Here is a 16,378-nt window from a genome sequence, read left to right on the forward strand (position 1 = left end):
CCTAAAACGACTAAACACCCTTCTCAGCATTTACCTAATGGTGCTACCATATAAGGCTATAAGCATTCAAAATAAAGTACTATGGCTATTAATGTTTTATTGGTTGAAGACGATGAACTACTCGTTAAACGCATCCAAAATCACTTTGCAGATACCGAATTTACAATAGAGGTAGACCCCACTGGCGCTGATGCACTTAGCATTGTAAAGCAGCGAGTAAACCTGCGCGGTGCTATATCATTAGCCATAATTGACATTGTTTTACCTAAGCGCGATGGTCTTCAGCTCGCAAAAGAATTAAACACACTGACCGATATTGGCGTTATTGTATTATCGAGTCGTGACTCCCAAGCCGATCGTATTGCTGGTCTTGCTCAAGGTGCTGACGACTATATTTGTAAGCCCGTCGATTTACTTGAGTTGGAGCTACGCATGCGCGCGCTCTATAAGCGTGTTGCCGTTAACCTAGAAGACGACGAAAGCGAAGAGTTTATAGAGTATGCTGACTTTAAGCTTCATCCCGATAACCGCACATTAATTACTGCTGCGGGCGTTGAATCACGCTTAACTGAAGCCGAGCATAAAGTGCTGATTTGTTTAATTAGTAATGCAGGTAAAGCAACTTCCCGCGAAAAAATATCAGAAGAAATAGGCCAGCCAGATTGGAGCCCAAATGATCGCACTGTTGATGTACTTATTGGTCGTTTACGTAAAAAGTTAAATGACGAAAAAGATCAGAAACGCATTGTTACCGTACGCGGTAAAGGTTATATGCTTTCTATTTAATACTTAGTCAATTGCGCAATAAGGCGCTCAAAAGCACGGTAATTAAGTGCCTCTTTAAGCTCATTTAAACTAATATTTTCAGCGCCTTTTAAATCACTAATAGTACGCGCCACTTTTATCACTCGATGATAAGAACGTGGCGATAAAGACAGCTTCTCGCTTGCTCTGGCTAAGAACTGCAACTCTGCAGGCGCTAATACGCAGTGCACACTCATTTCTTTATTATTAAGCCTCGCATTAACCTTACCTTGGCGTTTTAACTGTAGGTAATAAGCCGCTTCAACTCTTACTCTAACCTCAGCGCTACTTTCCTCCGGCTGAGTGCTTTGTAATTCAACACTCGTTAACCGAGGAAGCTCTATTTGTAAATCAATACGGTCAATAAAAGGCCCCGACACGCGCGATAAATAACGCATAACTTGATCGGGAGTTGCTCGCTTATCAGTATGGCTCCCTGTTGGACTTGGGTTTAATGCGGTTATAAGCTGAAACTGCGCTGGGAACTCCATTTGCCTAGCTGCACGTGAAATAGTAACCGTACCAGTCTCCATCGGCTCACGCAGTGAATCAAGCACCTTACGCTCAAACTCTGGTAATTCGTCTAAGAAAAGCACTCCATTATGTGCCAATGAAATTTCACCCGGTTTAGGGTTTGATGAGCCACCAACCAAAGCAACCGCTGAGCACGTATGATGCGGGTTACGAAATGGCCGCTGTCGCCAATTAGTTAAATCTATAGATTGCCCAATAATAGAGTAAAGCGCAGCAGTCGAAATAGCTTCATCGTCCGACATAGTAGGCATTATAGTTGCCATTCGCTGGGCCAACATTGATTTACCAGTGCCTGGGGGGCCTAAAAAAAGTAAATTATGCCCGCCAGCTGCGGCGATTTCTAATACTCGCTTTGCGCCTGGCTGACCTTTCACATCGCTTAAATCGAGCAAAAAGTCAGGGGCTTGCGTACAGTCGGGGTACTCTATATTTAATGGCAAGGGTTGTTGATTAAGTAAGTCCCCCCACACTTCTTGAATAGAACTGACGGCTTTGCGTTTAACGCCATTAACTAGGCTTGCTAGACTGTCATTTGCAAAGGGTAAAAAGCAGCAGCGATCTTGCTCTTTTGCAGCAAGTACCGAAGGTAAAATAGCATTCACACCACGCACCTCACCATTAAGTGCAAGCTCACCATAAAACTCGTATTTATGAATATCAGGACACACTATCTGTCCAGAGGCGACTAAAATACCCACAGCAATTGCAAGATCAAACCGCCCGCCATCTTTTGGCAAATCAGCAGGGGCTAAATTTACGGTTATTCGTTGATCGGGGAAGCCAAATTGAGAGTTTTCGAGCGCACTACGCACTCTATCTTTCGACTCTTTAACTGACGCTTCGGGCAGGCCTACAATATGAAAAGCGGGTAAACCATTTCCTAGGTGAACTTCTACAATAACTTCAGGGGCGCTTATACCCACTTGGGCACGAGAAAATATACGAGCTAAAGACATTCCTTATCCTAGTAAATGGTGTGATTACACCAGTTTAGTCAGGATATTTAAAAACGTGTAATGTGATTTGCCACTTTATTGCAGCTAAACGAAGTAATAAGGTCATTAACATACCTAATATCATTGCCACTTCGGTTGCTAACGAAATACCAATACTAAGTGTATAAACAGTGCCTCCCGCTATGCAGGTAATAGCGTAAAGCTCACCTTTTAATAACATAGGGATTTCACGGGCAAGTACATCTCGAATTAATCCACCAAAGCAGCCTGTAATTACACCCATTATTACCGCTGTCATATCAGGCATACCAGCAAGTTGCGCTTTTTGCGCCCCCATTACGGCAAAAAAAGCTAAGCCAAACGCATCCGCTGTTTGTAAAATATAATGAGGTATCGGCTTTTGCTTATTTATAAGGCGTGTTGTAACAAATACTGAAGCGAGTATGGCTAAAAAGTAACTTTGATCGTGTAACCAAAACACAGGAGCGTCTAAAATTAGGTCTCGTACTGTACCACCACCAATTGCGGTTACCGTAGCTAAAACTACGACTCCAAAGCCATCCATTTTTTTCTCGTACGCTAATAAAGTGCCCGATACAGCAAACACCGCAATGCCTATTAAATCAAACCAGTGATAAAGTTCTGTCATGTGTATTGTTACTTAAAATATTTTAACCGTTTTAACATAAAATTCTCTTTTAAAAAATTTATTTGTTAAAGGCTACAGGTATTAGAGGAAAGTCATTAAATAAAGCAGAATATAAAGAATTTTACCAAACTTCAGACGCAAAAAATCACTCAATAAAGAGTGCGATTTTTTTTAACTTTTTAGATATTTAATTTCAGTGGCTGCGGGAGCTTGAGTTTGTAAAAAGCGAACCGACGACCTTCGCTTACTTGTGCAAAGTGTTTTACGCAGTAACAGTGAATTTAAATTTATAATAATTTATTAAACTCCAAACGCAAAAAATCACTCAATAAAGAGTGCGATTTTGTTTTAATTTTTTAGATATTTAATTTCAGTGGCTGCGGGAGCTTGAGTTTGTAAAAAGCGAACCGACGACCTTCGCTTACTTGTGCAAAGTGTTTTACGCAGTAACAGTGGATTTAAATTTATAATAATTTATTAAACTCCAAACGCAAAAAATCACTCAATAAAGAGTGCGATTTTGTTCTAATTTTTTAGATATTTAATTTCAGTGGTTGCGGGAGCCGGATTTGAACCGACGACCTTCGGGTTATGAGCCCGACGAGCTACCAGACTGCTCCATCCCGCGCCTGAAATTTGTAGACTTGTTTTAAGTTGCGTACATTACAACTTGGCTTCCAATTAAAAATTTATTGCGAGAGCTGTGAAGGTGGAAAGTGAACCGACGACCTTTTTAAGCTACCTACTGCACTAAATCTTTATAAAAAATTGGTTGCGGGAGCCGGATTTGAACCGACGACCTTCGGGTTATGAGCCCGACGAGCTACCAGACTGCTCCATCCCGCGCCTGTATATTTTAAGTCTATCGACTACTTTATTTAACCTCTTAAGTTAGAGTTTACAGTAACCTCAATCCCTAAGGAAATTGGTTGCGGGAGTTGTGAAGGTGAAGAGTGAACCGACGACCTTTTAAAACTACCTATTGCACCAAATTTCAATAAAAATATTGGTTGCGGGAGCCGGATTTGAACCGACGACCTTCGGGTTATGAGCCCGACGAGCTACCAGACTGCTCCATCCCGCGCCTGTAATTTCTTTAAAACATTTTCGTAATATTTACGAGCCTGCCTTGAAGAGAGCGCTACTATATAGGAATAAACATATAATGCAAGGCTTAAACTACTTAATGTTGTTCAAGTGAACAAAAAGCAACCAAAGCGCTATTCTGCGCTCAATCTTTGGTGTGGATTTATCATTTTTTGCCATTCCCAATCAGGATGTCCCATTACTATAAAGTCAGGGTTTTCAGTACTCTCGCGCTGGTTGTACGTTAACGGGTTAAATTCTGCATCGGTAATACAGCCACCGGCTTCCTCAATAATAACTTGCGAAGCACCTGTATCCCACTCACCCGTTGGGCCAATTCTTAAAAAGCAATCTGCTTTGCCTTCTGCAACGATACAAGCTTTTAAAGAACAGGAGCCAACAGCAATCGTTGTAAACTGACTATTTAAATACTGGCTCACCGCTTCTATTTTTTGGCGGCGGCTCACTGCAAGCGTTAAGTTCTCTGGTGGCGCTACAGATATTTGCTTATCAATTGAGTTTTCACGTTTAAAAGCACCATTTTTAGCTGTAGCAAAATAAGTCACACTTTTGGCAGGCCAATGAATAACCCCTAGCACTGGGTGGTTATTTTCAATCAATGCAATGTTTACTGCAAAGTCGCCACTTTCTAAAATAAATTCGCCTGTACCATCCATCGGATCGAGCAACCAATAACGCTGCCAGTTTTGTCTGTCAGCGAGTGCTGGTATAGGTGTTTCTTCCGACATAATAGGAATATCGGGCGCTAAGACTTTTAATCCAGCAACCAGTACGTCATTTGCTGCTAAATCAGCTTTGGTAACAGGCGTGTTATCTGATTTCTCTTGTTGGCCAATATCGCCTTTTTTATAAATGGCCATAATTGCATCGCCAGCACGCTCAGCTAATTCAATACACGGTTCGATTAATTTATTCATCGGCAGCTCCAGACGCTAAATACTTATCTAATAATAGCAAAGCTGCAACACTGCGTGCTTCGGTAAAATCTTCTTGCTCTAATAATGACTGCCACTGAGTTAATGGCCACTTAACAACAACAAGCGGCTCAGGTTCGTCACCAATAAGGGTTTGAGGGTATAATTGCTTAGCAAATAAAATATGCATTGTGGCATTAAAGTAACTCGGCGCCATTGTTACTGTTCTTAATGGTTTAAAATACTCAGCGCCAAAGCCAATTTCTTCTTTAAGCTCTCTGTTAGCAGCTTGCTCTGGGGTTTCGCCCGGATCGATTAAGCCTTTAGGAAAACCTAACTGGTAATTGTTTGTGCCCGCACAGTATTCACGTACAAGTAGTAACTCATTATCTGCACTTAACGGAACAATCATCACTGCTCCCCGGCCACCGCCGCGAATTCGCTCATACTGGCGCTTTTCGTTATTAGAAAACTTTAACTCTAAAGACTCCACAGTAAACAGGCGACTTTTAGCAACAACATTGTTACTGAGGATTTGTGGTGGTGTTGGGTGCTTTTTCTGTGTCATTGGCGTTAATTTGCTATCATGGCAGTTAGTTCAATAATAAACCTTATAAGTTGAAATTCCTATGTTAAATTGGTCAAAAATCGATACCGTTTTGCTCGACATGGATGGAACATTACTCGATTTACATTACGACAGTCATTTTTGGCTTAACGTTATTCCTGCGCAACACGCATTAGCAAGGGGCATTAGCCTAGATGCAGCTAAAGCAGATATTTTAAAACGCTATCAAGCTGTGAGCGGTCAAATACAGTGGTATTGTTTAGATTATTGGGAGCAGCAATTAAGCTTGCCTATAATGGAGCTTAAACGAGAGTCTCAGCATTTAATTAAAATGCGCGAAGACGTACCTCATTTTTTAACTGAGCTTAAAAAAGCAGGCAAAGAGTTAATTTTACTTACCAACGCCCACCCTGAGAGTGTCATGCTTAAATTTGAGCATACAGCGATTGATAACTACCTAGATGGCGTAGTGTCGACTCATGAATATGGAGTAAGTAAAGAGCAACAAAGTTTGTGGCACCAAGTACAAAAAGACTTAGCGTTTAATAAGCAGCGCACTTTGTTTGTAGATGACAGTGTGCCGGTATTAAATGCCGCACGAGAATACGGCATCGAGCACTTACTTGCAGTTGCTAACCCTGATAGCCAGCAACCACATAACGAAATAGCCGATTACCTGAGTGTTACCGACTATCGTAAGATTATTTAACGCAGTTTACGTGGGCTAGATTTTTGGGTAACGCGCTTCAAGGCCTTGGTATACTAACTTTGCAAAATCTGCATGTTCTGTATCAAGGCTTTTAACTACTTCAACTAAATGCTCGTTATCTTCTTAAAAATTATACTTAAGCTCCTCGATAAACAATAAAGATTCACTCAAATAATTGTCTTGGATAACTTTTATTTTAGTATTCGTATTGCTAAAAGTATTAAGAAATATGCTTTTTGATAGTGTTTGTAATCGTGATAACTCTTTCAAAGTTATTTTTTTTCTAATTTTTTTTGTATCTAGTTCTCTTTGTGTGAATAGCTGCTTTGGGCTAACTTCATAAAAAATAGCTGCATCTAGTTCCAAACCATGTATCACAGACTCAGGTAATACTTCATGGCCATTTAGAGTCTCGACAATATTGTGCAACTCAATCAAAACATCGCAACCACTATGCAACTCTTTGAAGTCATTAAATAGAGTTAATAACGCAACTTGATTATCATTGATAATTGAACGGTCTAAAAGCTCTAAATTAATTGGCCTCTTTTTTTCACTCAGTAATGAGGAAGCTCGAGTACATACCAGATTGTTAATATTGATTTTTTGTGTAACATAACTTTTACCGGAACCGGATATTCCAAAGAGACCTATAACAAGCATTTTTCGTTCACTTTTTTTATTAAGGTGTCACTCGCATAAGCAAACGATTGCGGCGCAAAAAAATTAATACTTTTTAATTCTAATAACGGTAATGCATTTTCAAATTCAAATACATCTTCTAACCAAATTAAGAAACCAAAATCACTTCCGTTAAAATATGCGCGGCAAGCTTTCTCATCTATACATGCATTTTCTAAATGCTGACCTATAATATTATCAACACTTACTCTTTCTATCTTTGCTATTAAAGCCTGTCCTGTGATGGCTTTGACCGGAGATGTTGAATAAATAATTATTTTATTGCCTGATATAAATTTCTTACCGATTTTCTTTCTTAATTCTACCAACTTGTTTTTATTGTAGATTTCTTGCACAAAAACAGGTTTAATACTTAATATAATCGTTTTGCTTTGATAAAACATAGGAACCTCAAATTGGCAAAGAGTCTTGCTTTTTGGTTAGATGGATCTAATGATTCGCAACCTAAAGAATATGATATAGAACTCCACTTTAATTTTTGGTCTTTAAAGGCTAAAAAACCTTACTCTTTTGGCTATAAGCCTATTAGTTATCTGGATATAGGCGTACAAATTAAATCCTTAGAAAATGCAACTAAATTGGATTCTATATCTTTTTATTTTCCATTTGAAGCAACCAATGAAGATCATCCGTTCAAATTTGAGTTAGGAAAAAGAGTTTGCGAATCAGATGAATTAATATCTGCTGTATTTAATTGCCCAATTAAAGCCACAAGTCCAAATGAAACTTTGAGCTACAAGGATATAGATTTTTCATCAAAGAAGAATGATCAGCCTATAAGATTTTTTACTGAGCTACAAACGAGTATAAAAATTAAAAAAGAAGCAGATGGATGCATTGTTACTTTTCCTATACTTTTATTTAGTAATAAACTGGAAGCTGGAAGAGATGGGTATTTTCGATTCAGGATTGAGTTAAATAAATCCTCTAAACAAAATTTTATGACTATTGAAAAACCATCTTTCAAATCAGTAACAAATGATCACGAAGTAATGGAAATAGTTGACTTTAGGGTTAATGAAACAAGAAACCTACCGCCTAGTATAAGAAAGAAACTTGAGGACACGAGCTACATAAAAAAAATACACTTTTTTCTTATACAGGAAAGCAGGGCTGAACATAAGATGTCTCACTCTCCTTATAAAAGGTGCCGTATATTAGAAAATGATTTATGGAGCAAATATCTTGATCTTGATAATGAAGTAAATGTGTATAGCAACCCATTATTAATTTATCATTGGTTCAACAAAGATGATGAAGGCATCGATCACTTCTCTGCTTTTTCGAAATTCTCTAGCAAGCCGATAAGATTACAACAAGTAATTGCTATACTGCTTTTATCGGCCCTAATCGGTATTATTTCTGGGTTAACAGTCAACTTTTTTTGGCAAAAAGTAGAAAAGCCTGTAACATGTGCTAAGACTGTAATATGCAGTAATTATAATCAAAGATCTTTAAATGACTTGTTGTTTAAAGATGATAGGCCAACAGATAAAACAAGGGGAGTTTCGAATGAATAAAGTAAATGTAGTGATAAAACCAACCATCATTATTGAAAATTGTGAAAGTGTAAACTTCCCTAAATTACGAAGCTTTTTAAGTGATGTTAGCACACTATACCCAAATTTTGATTCTTGGCTTAACTTTAAAGTTAGAAGGAATATAGACTTAGGTACTCGAAGTATATTACTTGCTTACAATAGTGAGCATATCTTAGGCGCCGCCCTATTAAAAACACACGAAGATGAAAAAAAGATTTCAACCTTTTACGTAGCTCCTGAATATAGAGATATGGGGATTGGTTCGAAGCTAATGGACAAAGCTATAAGTCAATTAGACTCAGATAAAACATTTATTACTGTATCTAATGAAAGGCAAAGTGAACTATCGCCTCTATTACAATCCAAAGGTTTTGAACTGGTTCAATCCATTCCTAATCTATATAGGCAAGGTAGTCACGAATACTTTTATAAAATCAAGTAGCAGCTAAGTAAACTGCTACTCTATATTTCGAATTAAATTTTACCTGAACTACCAAAACCACCTTCACCACGCTCAGTCGCATCAAATTCGTTAACAACGTTAAAACCTACTTGTACAATCGGTACAAACACAAGCTGAGCTATTCTTTCACCCACTTCAACTGTATATGTTTTATTACTGCGATTCCAAAGAGAAATAAATATTTGCCCTTGATAATCTGAGTCAATAAGCCCAACTAAATTACCCATGACTAAGCCATGCTTATGACCAGATCCTGAGCGAGGGATTATAGTAGCGGCAAGACCATTATCTTTCATATGTACAGCAAAACCAGATGGAATTAGCTCAACTTGCCCAGGTTCTAAAACTAGATCGGCTTCAATACAAGCCCTAAGGTCAATACCAGCAGAACCTTCTGTTGCATATTTTGGTAATGGGAATTCAGTGCCTAGGCGCTTATCTATAATTTTTAAATCAATATTTCTCATTTTCACTTTCTACTTTGAATAAGTTTATAAACAGAATAATACAGATAAAATGCTGATTTTGCATTGCTGTATATTTTTATTAGTGTGCTAATTATGTTTATCGTGACGTCGTAAACTCATGCCATGAATCAATTAAATCAATGAAATCTTCAAAGCCACAACCACTACTTAAACCATTTTCTTCAAGCGCTAAATCGTCATCCTGATACGCTATTAGGTCTTCGCTGTCTTGATGAAGCGCATGGGCTTCAAACAGTGCTTCATCTTTGGTTAATATTAAATCTATTTCTTGGCCTTTTAGCGTTAGCGGCTCATAGCTTGAACTTACCGATGCAATAAGCGCTAGCACCATGGCTACTTTGTCTTTGCCTATTTCTTCGTTTAGCCAGCGACCAATAATAGCGTGTTCACTACTTATTTTAATACGTAGCCCACTAATAGGGTCGCGAATAAATTGATATTCCATAGGGTTTGCCTGTAAATCTTTAATTGCGTAATTATATACGTAAACGCCCGCAAACCACAGGACATATAAAGTAAAATAGCGCCACAAGGGCGCTATTTTACTCAACTTTAAAGCCGTTAACTTCGCGATCTATAACGCGCTGCGTCAATAATCGACCATAAGTAAATAATAGGCACTAGTACAAAACCTACAAGCACATAAATTAGTGCGTAACTTATTATAATAGCGAGTGCAAAAAATATAGCCGCTAAAATACGCCCTTGCACTAACTGCCCTAAACCAGGAAAAAATATATTACATAATGCTGCGATTACGTTACCGCCAGAACCTTGATCTGCCATACTAACCTCTGTATTTATTTGATTTTATAATTATTTACTTACACACTCTATGCCAATTTATTAAAGCTTACAAATCAATTAGTTAAATTACCCTAGATTTAGAGAGTTAGTAAATTTTGCTAACTTTAGGTCAAATTAGCAATTTTTATTGTGCGTTTACGCTTTTTTGTTTGTTCAAAAAATTATCAAGTTACTCGTTTTTAAGGCTATTTTATAAATAGCTGTTTATAAAAACAGTATTTTATTTAGCCTAACAAAAACACCTGTTATACTGCCCACAATATTGATTAAAAAGGCGTAACGATGGACGTTTCACAATTACTCGATGGCTTAAATGACAAACAACGCGATGCCGTTGCAGCCCCACTACAAAACATGCTGGTATTAGCAGGTGCTGGGTCTGGTAAAACACGAGTGTTAGTTCATCGTATTGCGTGGCTTATGCAAGTTGAGCAAGCATCTGCTTACAGTATTTTTGCCGTAACCTTTACTAATAAAGCGGCTAAAGAAATGCGCAGCCGCGTTGAAGAAACACTAAAAGCCCCTGTAGGTGGTATGTGGATTGGTACGTTCCATGGTTTGTCGCATCGTATTTTACGTGCTCATCATCGTGAAGCTAACCTACCAGAAGCCTTTCAAATTTTAGACTCTGACGATCAACTTCGGATGATCAAGCGCTTATTAAAATCGATGAATATCGATGATAAAAAATGGCCTGCTAAACAATTTGGCTGGTACATTAGCGCCAAAAAAGATGAAGCACTTCGCCCTAAAGATATTCAAGCATACGATATTAACGAGCAAATGATGCTGCGTGTTTACGCCGCCTATCAAGAAGCCTGTGACAGAGCTGGCTTAGTTGATTTTGCCGAAATATTACTACGCAGCTACGAAGTGTTAAAAAATAACCCTACGTTACTACGTCATTACCAGCAACGCTTTGCACATATGCTCGTAGACGAGTTCCAAGATACAAATACCATTCAATATGCATGGTTAAAGTTACTTGCAGGCGATACAAGCAGTATCATGATTGTAGGCGACGATGACCAAAGTATTTACGGTTGGCGCGGTGCTAAAATCGAAAATATTAAACGATTTTTAACTGACTTTAGCGCAGAAACCATTCGTCTTGAACAAAACTACCGTTCAACAGCAACTATTTTGAAAGCGTCTAATGCATTAATTCAAAATAACTCAGAGCGTATGGGTAAAAGCTTATGGACCGACGGTAACGACGGCGAGCCAATTTCTATTTATGCAGCATTTAATGAATTAGACGAAGCACGCTTTGTAAGTAGCAAACTACGAAGCTGGTTAAATGCAGGTAATGCCCTACAAGATGCCGCAATTTTATACCGTAGTAACGCGCAATCTCGTGTACTCGAGGAGGCCATGCTACAAGAAGGCTTAAAATACCGTATTTATGGTGGTATGCGATTCTTCGAACGACAAGAAATTAAAGATGCGTTGTCGTACTTACGCCTAGTAGGTAATCGTCAAGACGATGCCGCGTTTGAGCGTGTAATTAATACGCCTGCACGCGGTATTGGCGATAAAACATTGAGCCATATACGCGATTGTGCACGAGCAGAATCGTTACCGCTTTGGTATGCCGCAAAAGCAATTGTAGAACAACAGCATTTATCTGGTCGTGCTTCTGGTGCAGTAAGTAAGTTTGTAGAACTCGTTGAACAAATAGAAGATAAAATTAGCGATCTAACTTTGCATGAGCAAGCCAAGTACACAATTCAAACCTCAGGCTTGATGGCAATGTACCAAGCCGAAAAAGGTGAAAAAGGCCGTGCTCGCGTAGAAAACTTAGAAGAGCTAATTAGTGCGTGTGATCAGTATGAGCTGCCTGAAGACGAAGAGTACAGCTCACCACTACAAGGCTTTTTAGCGCATACATCACTTGAGTCAGGTGAAGGACAAGCAGAAGAACACGAAGACGCCGTACAAATGATGACGCTTCACTCAGCTAAAGGCTTAGAGTTTCCGCTAGTGTTTATGGTAGGCGTAGAAGAAGGCATGTTCCCTTCTCAGCAAAGCAACGAAGAGTCGGGTCGCTTAGAAGAAGAGCGCCGCCTTTGTTATGTAGGCATGACACGAGCAATGGATAAGTTATATATTAGCCATGCTGAGAGTCGCCGTTTATACGGGCAAGAAAAATACCATAGCCCATCACGCTTTTTACGCGAAATACCTGAGGACTGCGTAGAAGAAATCCGTATTAAAACACAGGTTTCTCGCCCACCTGCCGCCGGACGTTTTAGCGCATCAGTTAGTCATGCCGCATTTGAAGACAGTGGCTTTAACTTAGGACAACGAGTTTTACATGCTAAATTTGGTATTGGTACCGTACTTAATTACGAAGGCAGTGGCGCGCAATCTCGCGTACAAGTAAACTTTGACGACCTTGGCAGTAAATGGTTAGTAACGGCCTATGCACGATTACAAGCGGTATAAAGCTCACCTAAATGAGTTAGAACAACAACTAGCTGGCGCATATCATCGCCAGCTAGTATTAATTACTGGCAGCTCAGCTTGGTGTTATGAATTACTTAACTCATTAATAGATGAAAACAATACACTTGTTGTATCAAAGCAGTGCGCGATCAAAAATTCGTACTGGCCTACTCGCACTCACCAAATTTTAGGGCAAGAATTTGCTCATGCTGTTTACGATGGTTTTAGTGGTTTACACCCTGATAAACTTGCAGCACTTACCGGCACCGTTAAAGCAGGCGGTATGCTGTTTTTATTACTGCCCGAATTAAATGATTTAGCCTCTTGGCAAGATCCAGCATTAAGTACTGTGCAATCACACGGTCAGAGCATTAACTACAGCATATTTAATCAGCGTTTCGCGACTATTATTAAACCGTTGCCCGCTTTTCACTTTAGTGAAAAAAATGGCTGTATTAGTAATAACGCTAGCTATGTAATGCATAATAAAATTGATTATGAGCCACAGCAAAACTGTATTGAGCTAATAGTAAAAGTAGCTAACGGCCGTGCCAACAGGCCTTTACTCATTAATGCCGATAGAGGTAGAGGTAAGTCGGCAGCACTTGGCTTAGCCGCGGCAGAACTAACTGATAAAAAAGTAATTATTTGCAGCACTCAATTTAAAGCGACCCATAGCAGCTTTAAACATTTAGCCCAAGAGTTAAGCCTTCAATACAACGCTGAACATAAACAGCTCGCCAACTTGCACTACGTTGCACCTGACGCGTTATTAAACACACTACCTGAGTGCGATTTACTACTCGTTGATGAAGCTGCAGCAATCCCTGTTCCGTTATTACTACAAATGCTAGCTCATTACCCTCGTATAGTATTTGCAAGCACTCTGGTTGGGTATGAAGGCAATGGTAGGGGTTATACCATTCGCTTCAGTAACTATATTAAAGCACACTATAAAGCCTCTAAAGTTGTAACGCTTGATGAGCCCCTGCGCTTTGCTAAACACGATCCTCTTGAGCAACACATTCGCACACTACTAGCACTCGATGCACAATATATAGAGTTAAGTAGTGATGAATTAGAGCAGCCAGTTCATAGTGAAATAACACAGCAGTCCCTTGGTAATAATGAGCCTTTACTGCAACAAGTTATTGCCCTACTTGCACTGGCTCACTATCAAAGTAGTGTCAACGACTTACGCCAACTACTAGACGCGCCATCGCAACGGCTATTTATTAGCAAAATTAATAATCAATTAGTTGGCGTATGCTTAATCGCCATAGAAGGTGGTTTGAGTGAAGACCTTGCCCTACAGGTTATAAGTGGAGAGCGCCGTCCGCAAGGACATTTAATGGCGCAAGCACTCTCACAACTTAGCTTTAATAATGACTGTTTAACACAACTGAGCGCTCGCGTTGTACGAATAGCAATTGATCCGAGTTCCCACAATATAGGACTTGGTAAAAAGCTACTTAGTTATTGCGAGTCGCAGGTAAAAAGCCAATGTAGTTGGCTTGGTGCAAGCTTTGGGGCAACAGCGCAGTTACTTAATTTTTGGCAAAACCTAGGGTTTGATACTGTAAAACTGGGATATCAACGCGATAAAAGCACCGCTGAACATTCGGCGCTTGTGGTTAAATGCTTAAGTGACAAAAGTACAATTATTCAACCTTTGAAAAAGCAGTTTAAAAACGATTTTTTTTATGCTCTTTTAACACACTTTAAAACACTAAATTGGCAACTTGTAAGTATTTTAATTGAAGGGTTTAGCGACGAGTTAATAAGCCTAGAGACTCACGAGCGACTAGCGCTGCTCACTAAAAGTAACTTCACTCAATTTAGTATCTCTGCGACTCTTTGGCAGGTAGTGAACCAGTCACCTTCTTGTATATCTCAATTAACAGAGTCTGATAAACAACTGTTAATAAAGTTAGTGCTTCAAAATGAAAGTAATGAAAAAGTGATTCAACACTTAGGTTTATTAGGAAAAAAACAGCTTGAGAATCAATTTAAACGTGCCATAAAAAACCTCACTAGTACCATCTAATAACCTTTAGTTGCCCTATCTCTGTTAAATTTTATCCATCTTTAAGCTATTTATTTAATTTGTTCTATCCTTAAAGCATTAATAGGTAAATTAAGATAAAGGCATGGAATTAATAAACTTTAAAGTGGGCTGCAAAACAATTTCACTAAAGATACTCGACATTTTATTAACTGAGCGCTTTGACAATAATCTAACAACTTTACCAAACAATAATAAAAGCTTTATTGGTGTTAAAGATTATATGGATATACCAACACCTGTTTTTGATTTAGGTATTATTTTAAATAATATCTCAACTGAACAAAGTAATACGCATGTACTAAAGCAACTAAGAATATGGCAAGACAAACTATTAAACTGGTTTAATACCCTTCAAAGTAACGTATTAAATAGCTCGGCTTCTATTTCAAATAATGACGCAGAACTACAAGATTTTGTTTTGTTTTACAAAGAATTCAACACCGACAATGAAGATTTAAAATTAACAATCTCTCGGCTTGACGAGCCTTTCCAATCATTACTAGAGACAGCAAAGGCAGCCATAGCAGCCCATAATCAAAGTGATCATAAACAAGTATCAGCTCTGCTCGACAAAATTAAGCGTAATAGTCTAATTCAGCTTGAGCGTTTATTTGAATCAGCTAAAGAGCAAATAACCTTAGACTATAAACCCATTATTGTTTTCACCACCAAAGACGGATTAAATCCACATGTTGGTTTATTAGTAGATAAAGTCGAAGACAATATCGACTATAAAAAAGAAGACATAAGGCCACTGGATAAGCTCACTGAGGTTGGTTTTGATCTAGACCCACAAACTAAAAATATGATGCGAGGATTAATCAAGCTTTCACAAAAGCACAGTGTGTTAATTGATCCAAGCGTGATATTTAAACCAACCCAAATAGAAGAATCCGAAAGTGAAGAAACCCAAGCTTACGGACTATTTTAAATACCCTTAAATTTGGTTATTAACTTTAGTACTGGAATAATGAGCTATTCCGCTCAACTTGTACATTTAGATGAATTGGAGAAGAATCGAGTATGTAATGTTCGTTACTCCCCCATATTTCACTTTTCTGCAGACGTAAAAAAGCCCGACTATTTCTAGTCGGGCTCTCTACAATTTGAAGCCTGGTAATGTCTTAGTGCCCACAGCGGTAGAAAGTCACATAACAAATGCTACACTATCATCGGTCGAAGCTTTGACTTCACTACTGAGTTCGGCATGGACTCTTGGCTATTTACTAAATCCCAAACAGCAAAAAACCCGTCACATTGCTGTAACGGGTTTCTTTAATTTGAAGCCTGGTAATGTCCTACTTTCACATAGCAAATGCTACACTATCATCGGCGCTGTTTCGTTTCACTACTGAGTTCGGCATGGAGTCAGGTGGGTCCAAAACGCTATTGTCACCAAGCAAATTTGGGCGTTAATACGTATTTCTGCGCACTAACTGAATTTGGAAAATATCTGATAATATTTTTTAAGTCTTTCTAAGTAATATCTACTTTAGTCATATTAACTTCTTCGCGTGTTTCACTATCACATAAAACGCGTTTGGCGTTGTATGGTTAAGCCTCACGGGTAATTAGTACAAGTTAGCTTAATGGCTCACACCACTTCCACATCTTGCCTAT

Annotated in this window: 16 protein-coding genes, 3 tRNA genes, 1 rRNA gene and 1 pseudogene; 7 read left to right on the plus strand and 14 right to left on the minus strand. The window is 38.7% G+C overall.

Going from position 1 to position 16,378, the window contains the following annotated elements; translation table 11 throughout:
• The first annotated feature begins 81 nt into the window (after positions 1-81).
• A complete protein-coding gene (locus tag DC53_RS12080; protein WP_033029285.1) occupies positions 82-786 on the plus strand; it encodes a response regulator transcription factor in 705 nt (234 codons plus the stop codon).
• Here DC53_RS12080 and DC53_RS12075 read toward each other — a convergent pair.
• The 7 genes from DC53_RS12075 to nudE form a co-directional block, all read right to left on the minus strand.
• Positions 783-2,294, minus strand: coding sequence for a YifB family Mg chelatase-like AAA ATPase (locus DC53_RS12075; RefSeq protein ID WP_033029287.1), 1,512 nt, complete (start codon positions 2,292-2,294; stop codon positions 783-785). The genes DC53_RS12080 and DC53_RS12075 overlap by 4 nt on opposite strands.
• A gap of 34 nt (positions 2,295-2,328) precedes the next feature.
• A complete protein-coding gene (locus DC53_RS12070; protein WP_007376180.1) occupies positions 2,329-2,943 on the minus strand; it encodes a trimeric intracellular cation channel family protein in 615 nt (204 codons plus the stop codon).
• Between the two features lie 551 nt (positions 2,944-3,494).
• A tRNA-Met gene (locus DC53_RS12065) sits at positions 3,495-3,571 on the minus strand.
• Positions 3,572-3,712: 141 nt separating this feature from the next.
• Positions 3,713-3,789: transfer RNA gene (locus DC53_RS12060), tRNA-Met, on the minus strand.
• Between the two features lie 161 nt (positions 3,790-3,950).
• A tRNA-Met gene (locus tag DC53_RS12055) sits at positions 3,951-4,027 on the minus strand.
• A 136-nt stretch (positions 4,028-4,163) separates the two neighbouring features.
• Positions 4,164-4,967 (minus strand): 3'(2'),5'-bisphosphate nucleotidase CysQ, encoded by an 804-nt coding sequence (gene cysQ, locus DC53_RS12050; protein ID WP_033029289.1) that lies wholly within the window; start codon positions 4,965-4,967, stop codon positions 4,164-4,166.
• Entirely contained in the window at positions 4,960-5,532 is a 573-nt protein-coding gene (gene nudE / locus DC53_RS12045) for an ADP compounds hydrolase NudE (RefSeq protein ID WP_033029292.1), read from the minus strand. Before nudE ends, cysQ begins: the two co-directional genes overlap by 8 nt.
• Positions 5,533-5,593: 61 nt before the next feature.
• On the opposite strand from nudE, the gene yrfG reads away from it, so the two are divergent.
• The gene (yrfG, locus tag DC53_RS12040; protein WP_033029295.1) at positions 5,594-6,241 is read left to right on the plus strand and encodes a GMP/IMP nucleotidase; all 648 of its coding nucleotides are present in this window, start codon (positions 5,594-5,596) and stop codon (positions 6,239-6,241) included.
• 15 nt (positions 6,242-6,256) lie between these two features.
• On the opposite strand, the pseudogene DC53_RS22565 reads toward yrfG, so the two are convergent.
• The 3 genes and pseudogenes from DC53_RS22565 to DC53_RS12030 all read right to left on the minus strand — a co-directional run.
• Positions 6,257-6,364 (minus strand): annotated as a pseudogene (locus DC53_RS22565) (dUTP diphosphatase); the annotation flags it as partial.
• Entirely contained in the window at positions 6,365-6,904 is a 540-nt protein-coding gene (locus DC53_RS12035) for an AAA family ATPase (protein ID WP_033029297.1), read from the minus strand.
• Entirely contained in the window at positions 6,892-7,326 is a 435-nt protein-coding gene (locus DC53_RS12030) for an ASCH domain-containing protein (RefSeq protein ID WP_033029299.1), read from the minus strand. Before DC53_RS12030 ends, DC53_RS12035 begins: the two co-directional genes overlap by 13 nt.
• 12 nt (positions 7,327-7,338) lie before the next feature.
• On the opposite strand from DC53_RS12030, the gene DC53_RS12025 reads away from it, so the two are divergent.
• A complete protein-coding gene (locus tag DC53_RS12025; RefSeq protein ID WP_033029301.1) occupies positions 7,339-8,463 on the plus strand; it encodes a hypothetical protein in 1,125 nt (374 codons plus the stop codon).
• Positions 8,456-8,926: a GNAT family N-acetyltransferase gene (locus DC53_RS21375; RefSeq protein WP_050484130.1), complete on the plus strand. Its 471-nt coding sequence runs from the start codon at positions 8,456-8,458 to the stop codon at positions 8,924-8,926. Before DC53_RS12025 ends, DC53_RS21375 begins: the two co-directional genes overlap by 8 nt.
• 32 nt (positions 8,927-8,958) lie before the next feature.
• On the opposite strand, the gene dut is transcribed toward DC53_RS21375, so the two are convergent.
• The 3 genes from dut to DC53_RS12010 form a co-directional block, all read right to left on the minus strand.
• Positions 8,959-9,414: a dUTP diphosphatase gene (gene dut, locus DC53_RS12020; protein WP_033029304.1), complete on the minus strand. Its 456-nt coding sequence runs from the start codon at positions 9,412-9,414 to the stop codon at positions 8,959-8,961.
• Between the two features lie 97 nt (positions 9,415-9,511).
• Positions 9,512-9,880 (minus strand): YacL family protein, encoded by a 369-nt coding sequence (locus DC53_RS12015; protein ID WP_024590551.1) that lies wholly within the window; start codon positions 9,878-9,880, stop codon positions 9,512-9,514.
• Between the two features lie 116 nt (positions 9,881-9,996).
• The gene (locus tag DC53_RS12010) at positions 9,997-10,221 is read right to left on the minus strand and encodes a hypothetical protein (protein WP_002963009.1); all 225 of its coding nucleotides are present in this window, start codon (positions 10,219-10,221) and stop codon (positions 9,997-9,999) included.
• A gap of 303 nt (positions 10,222-10,524) precedes the next feature.
• Here DC53_RS12010 and uvrD point away from each other — a divergent pair, with 303 nt between their 5' ends.
• The 3 genes from uvrD (at position 10,525) to DC53_RS11995 (ending at position 15,689) form a co-directional block, all read left to right on the plus strand.
• Positions 10,525-12,690 carry a DNA helicase II gene (gene uvrD / locus DC53_RS12005; RefSeq protein WP_002963007.1) on the plus strand — a complete coding sequence of 722 codons (2,166 nt, stop codon included), beginning with the start codon at positions 10,525-10,527 and terminating at the stop codon, positions 12,688-12,690.
• Positions 12,668-14,737, plus strand: coding sequence for a tRNA(Met) cytidine acetyltransferase TmcA domain-containing protein (locus DC53_RS12000; RefSeq protein ID WP_033029306.1), 2,070 nt, complete (start codon positions 12,668-12,670; stop codon positions 14,735-14,737). Before uvrD ends, DC53_RS12000 begins: the two co-directional genes overlap by 23 nt.
• A gap of 103 nt (positions 14,738-14,840) precedes the next feature.
• Entirely contained in the window at positions 14,841-15,689 is an 849-nt protein-coding gene (locus tag DC53_RS11995) for a hypothetical protein (protein ID WP_008139408.1), read from the plus strand.
• Between the two features lie 354 nt (positions 15,690-16,043).
• Here DC53_RS11995 and rrf read toward each other — a convergent pair.
• Positions 16,044-16,158 (minus strand): 5S ribosomal RNA (rrf, locus tag DC53_RS11990).
• Positions 16,159-16,378: the final 220 nt, after the last annotated feature.

Origin of the sequence: Pseudoalteromonas fuliginea (assembly GCF_000690055.1) — a bacterium.
GTDB lineage: Bacteria > Pseudomonadota > Gammaproteobacteria > Enterobacterales > Alteromonadaceae > Pseudoalteromonas > Pseudoalteromonas fuliginea.

What these genes read in the sequence shown, in the direction of transcription:
- DC53_RS12080 (WP_033029285.1), top strand. Translation starts at nt 82, where the DNA reads ATGGCTATTAATGTTTTATTGGTTGAAGACGATGAACTACTCGTTAAA.
- DC53_RS12075 (WP_033029287.1), bottom strand. Translation starts at nt 2,294, where the DNA reads ATGTCTTTAGCTCGTATATTTTCTCGTGCCCAAGTGGGTATAAGCGCC.
- DC53_RS12070 (WP_007376180.1), bottom strand. Translation starts at nt 2,943, where the DNA reads ATGACAGAACTTTATCACTGGTTTGATTTAATAGGCATTGCGGTGTTT.
- cysQ (WP_033029289.1), bottom strand. Translation starts at nt 4,967, where the DNA reads ATGAATAAATTAATCGAACCGTGTATTGAATTAGCTGAGCGTGCTGGC.
- nudE (WP_033029292.1), bottom strand. Translation starts at nt 5,532, where the DNA reads ATGACACAGAAAAAGCACCCAACACCACCACAAATCCTCAGTAACAAT.
- yrfG (WP_033029295.1), top strand. Translation starts at nt 5,594, where the DNA reads ATGTTAAATTGGTCAAAAATCGATACCGTTTTGCTCGACATGGATGGA.
- DC53_RS12035 (WP_033029297.1), bottom strand. Translation starts at nt 6,904, where the DNA reads ATGCTTGTTATAGGTCTCTTTGGAATATCCGGTTCCGGTAAAAGTTAT.
- DC53_RS12030 (WP_033029299.1), bottom strand. Translation starts at nt 7,326, where the DNA reads ATGTTTTATCAAAGCAAAACGATTATATTAAGTATTAAACCTGTTTTT.
- DC53_RS21375 (WP_050484130.1), top strand. Translation starts at nt 8,456, where the DNA reads ATGAATAAAGTAAATGTAGTGATAAAACCAACCATCATTATTGAAAAT.
- dut (WP_033029304.1), bottom strand. Translation starts at nt 9,414, where the DNA reads ATGAGAAATATTGATTTAAAAATTATAGATAAGCGCCTAGGCACTGAA.
- DC53_RS12015 (WP_024590551.1), bottom strand. Translation starts at nt 9,880, where the DNA reads ATGGAATATCAATTTATTCGCGACCCTATTAGTGGGCTACGTATTAAA.
- DC53_RS12010 (WP_002963009.1), bottom strand. Translation starts at nt 10,221, where the DNA reads ATGGCAGATCAAGGTTCTGGCGGTAACGTAATCGCAGCATTATGTAAT.
- uvrD (WP_002963007.1), top strand. Translation starts at nt 10,525, where the DNA reads ATGGACGTTTCACAATTACTCGATGGCTTAAATGACAAACAACGCGAT.
- DC53_RS12000 (WP_033029306.1), top strand. Translation starts at nt 12,668, where the DNA reads ATGCACGATTACAAGCGGTATAAAGCTCACCTAAATGAGTTAGAACAA.
- DC53_RS11995 (WP_008139408.1), top strand. Translation starts at nt 14,841, where the DNA reads ATGGAATTAATAAACTTTAAAGTGGGCTGCAAAACAATTTCACTAAAG.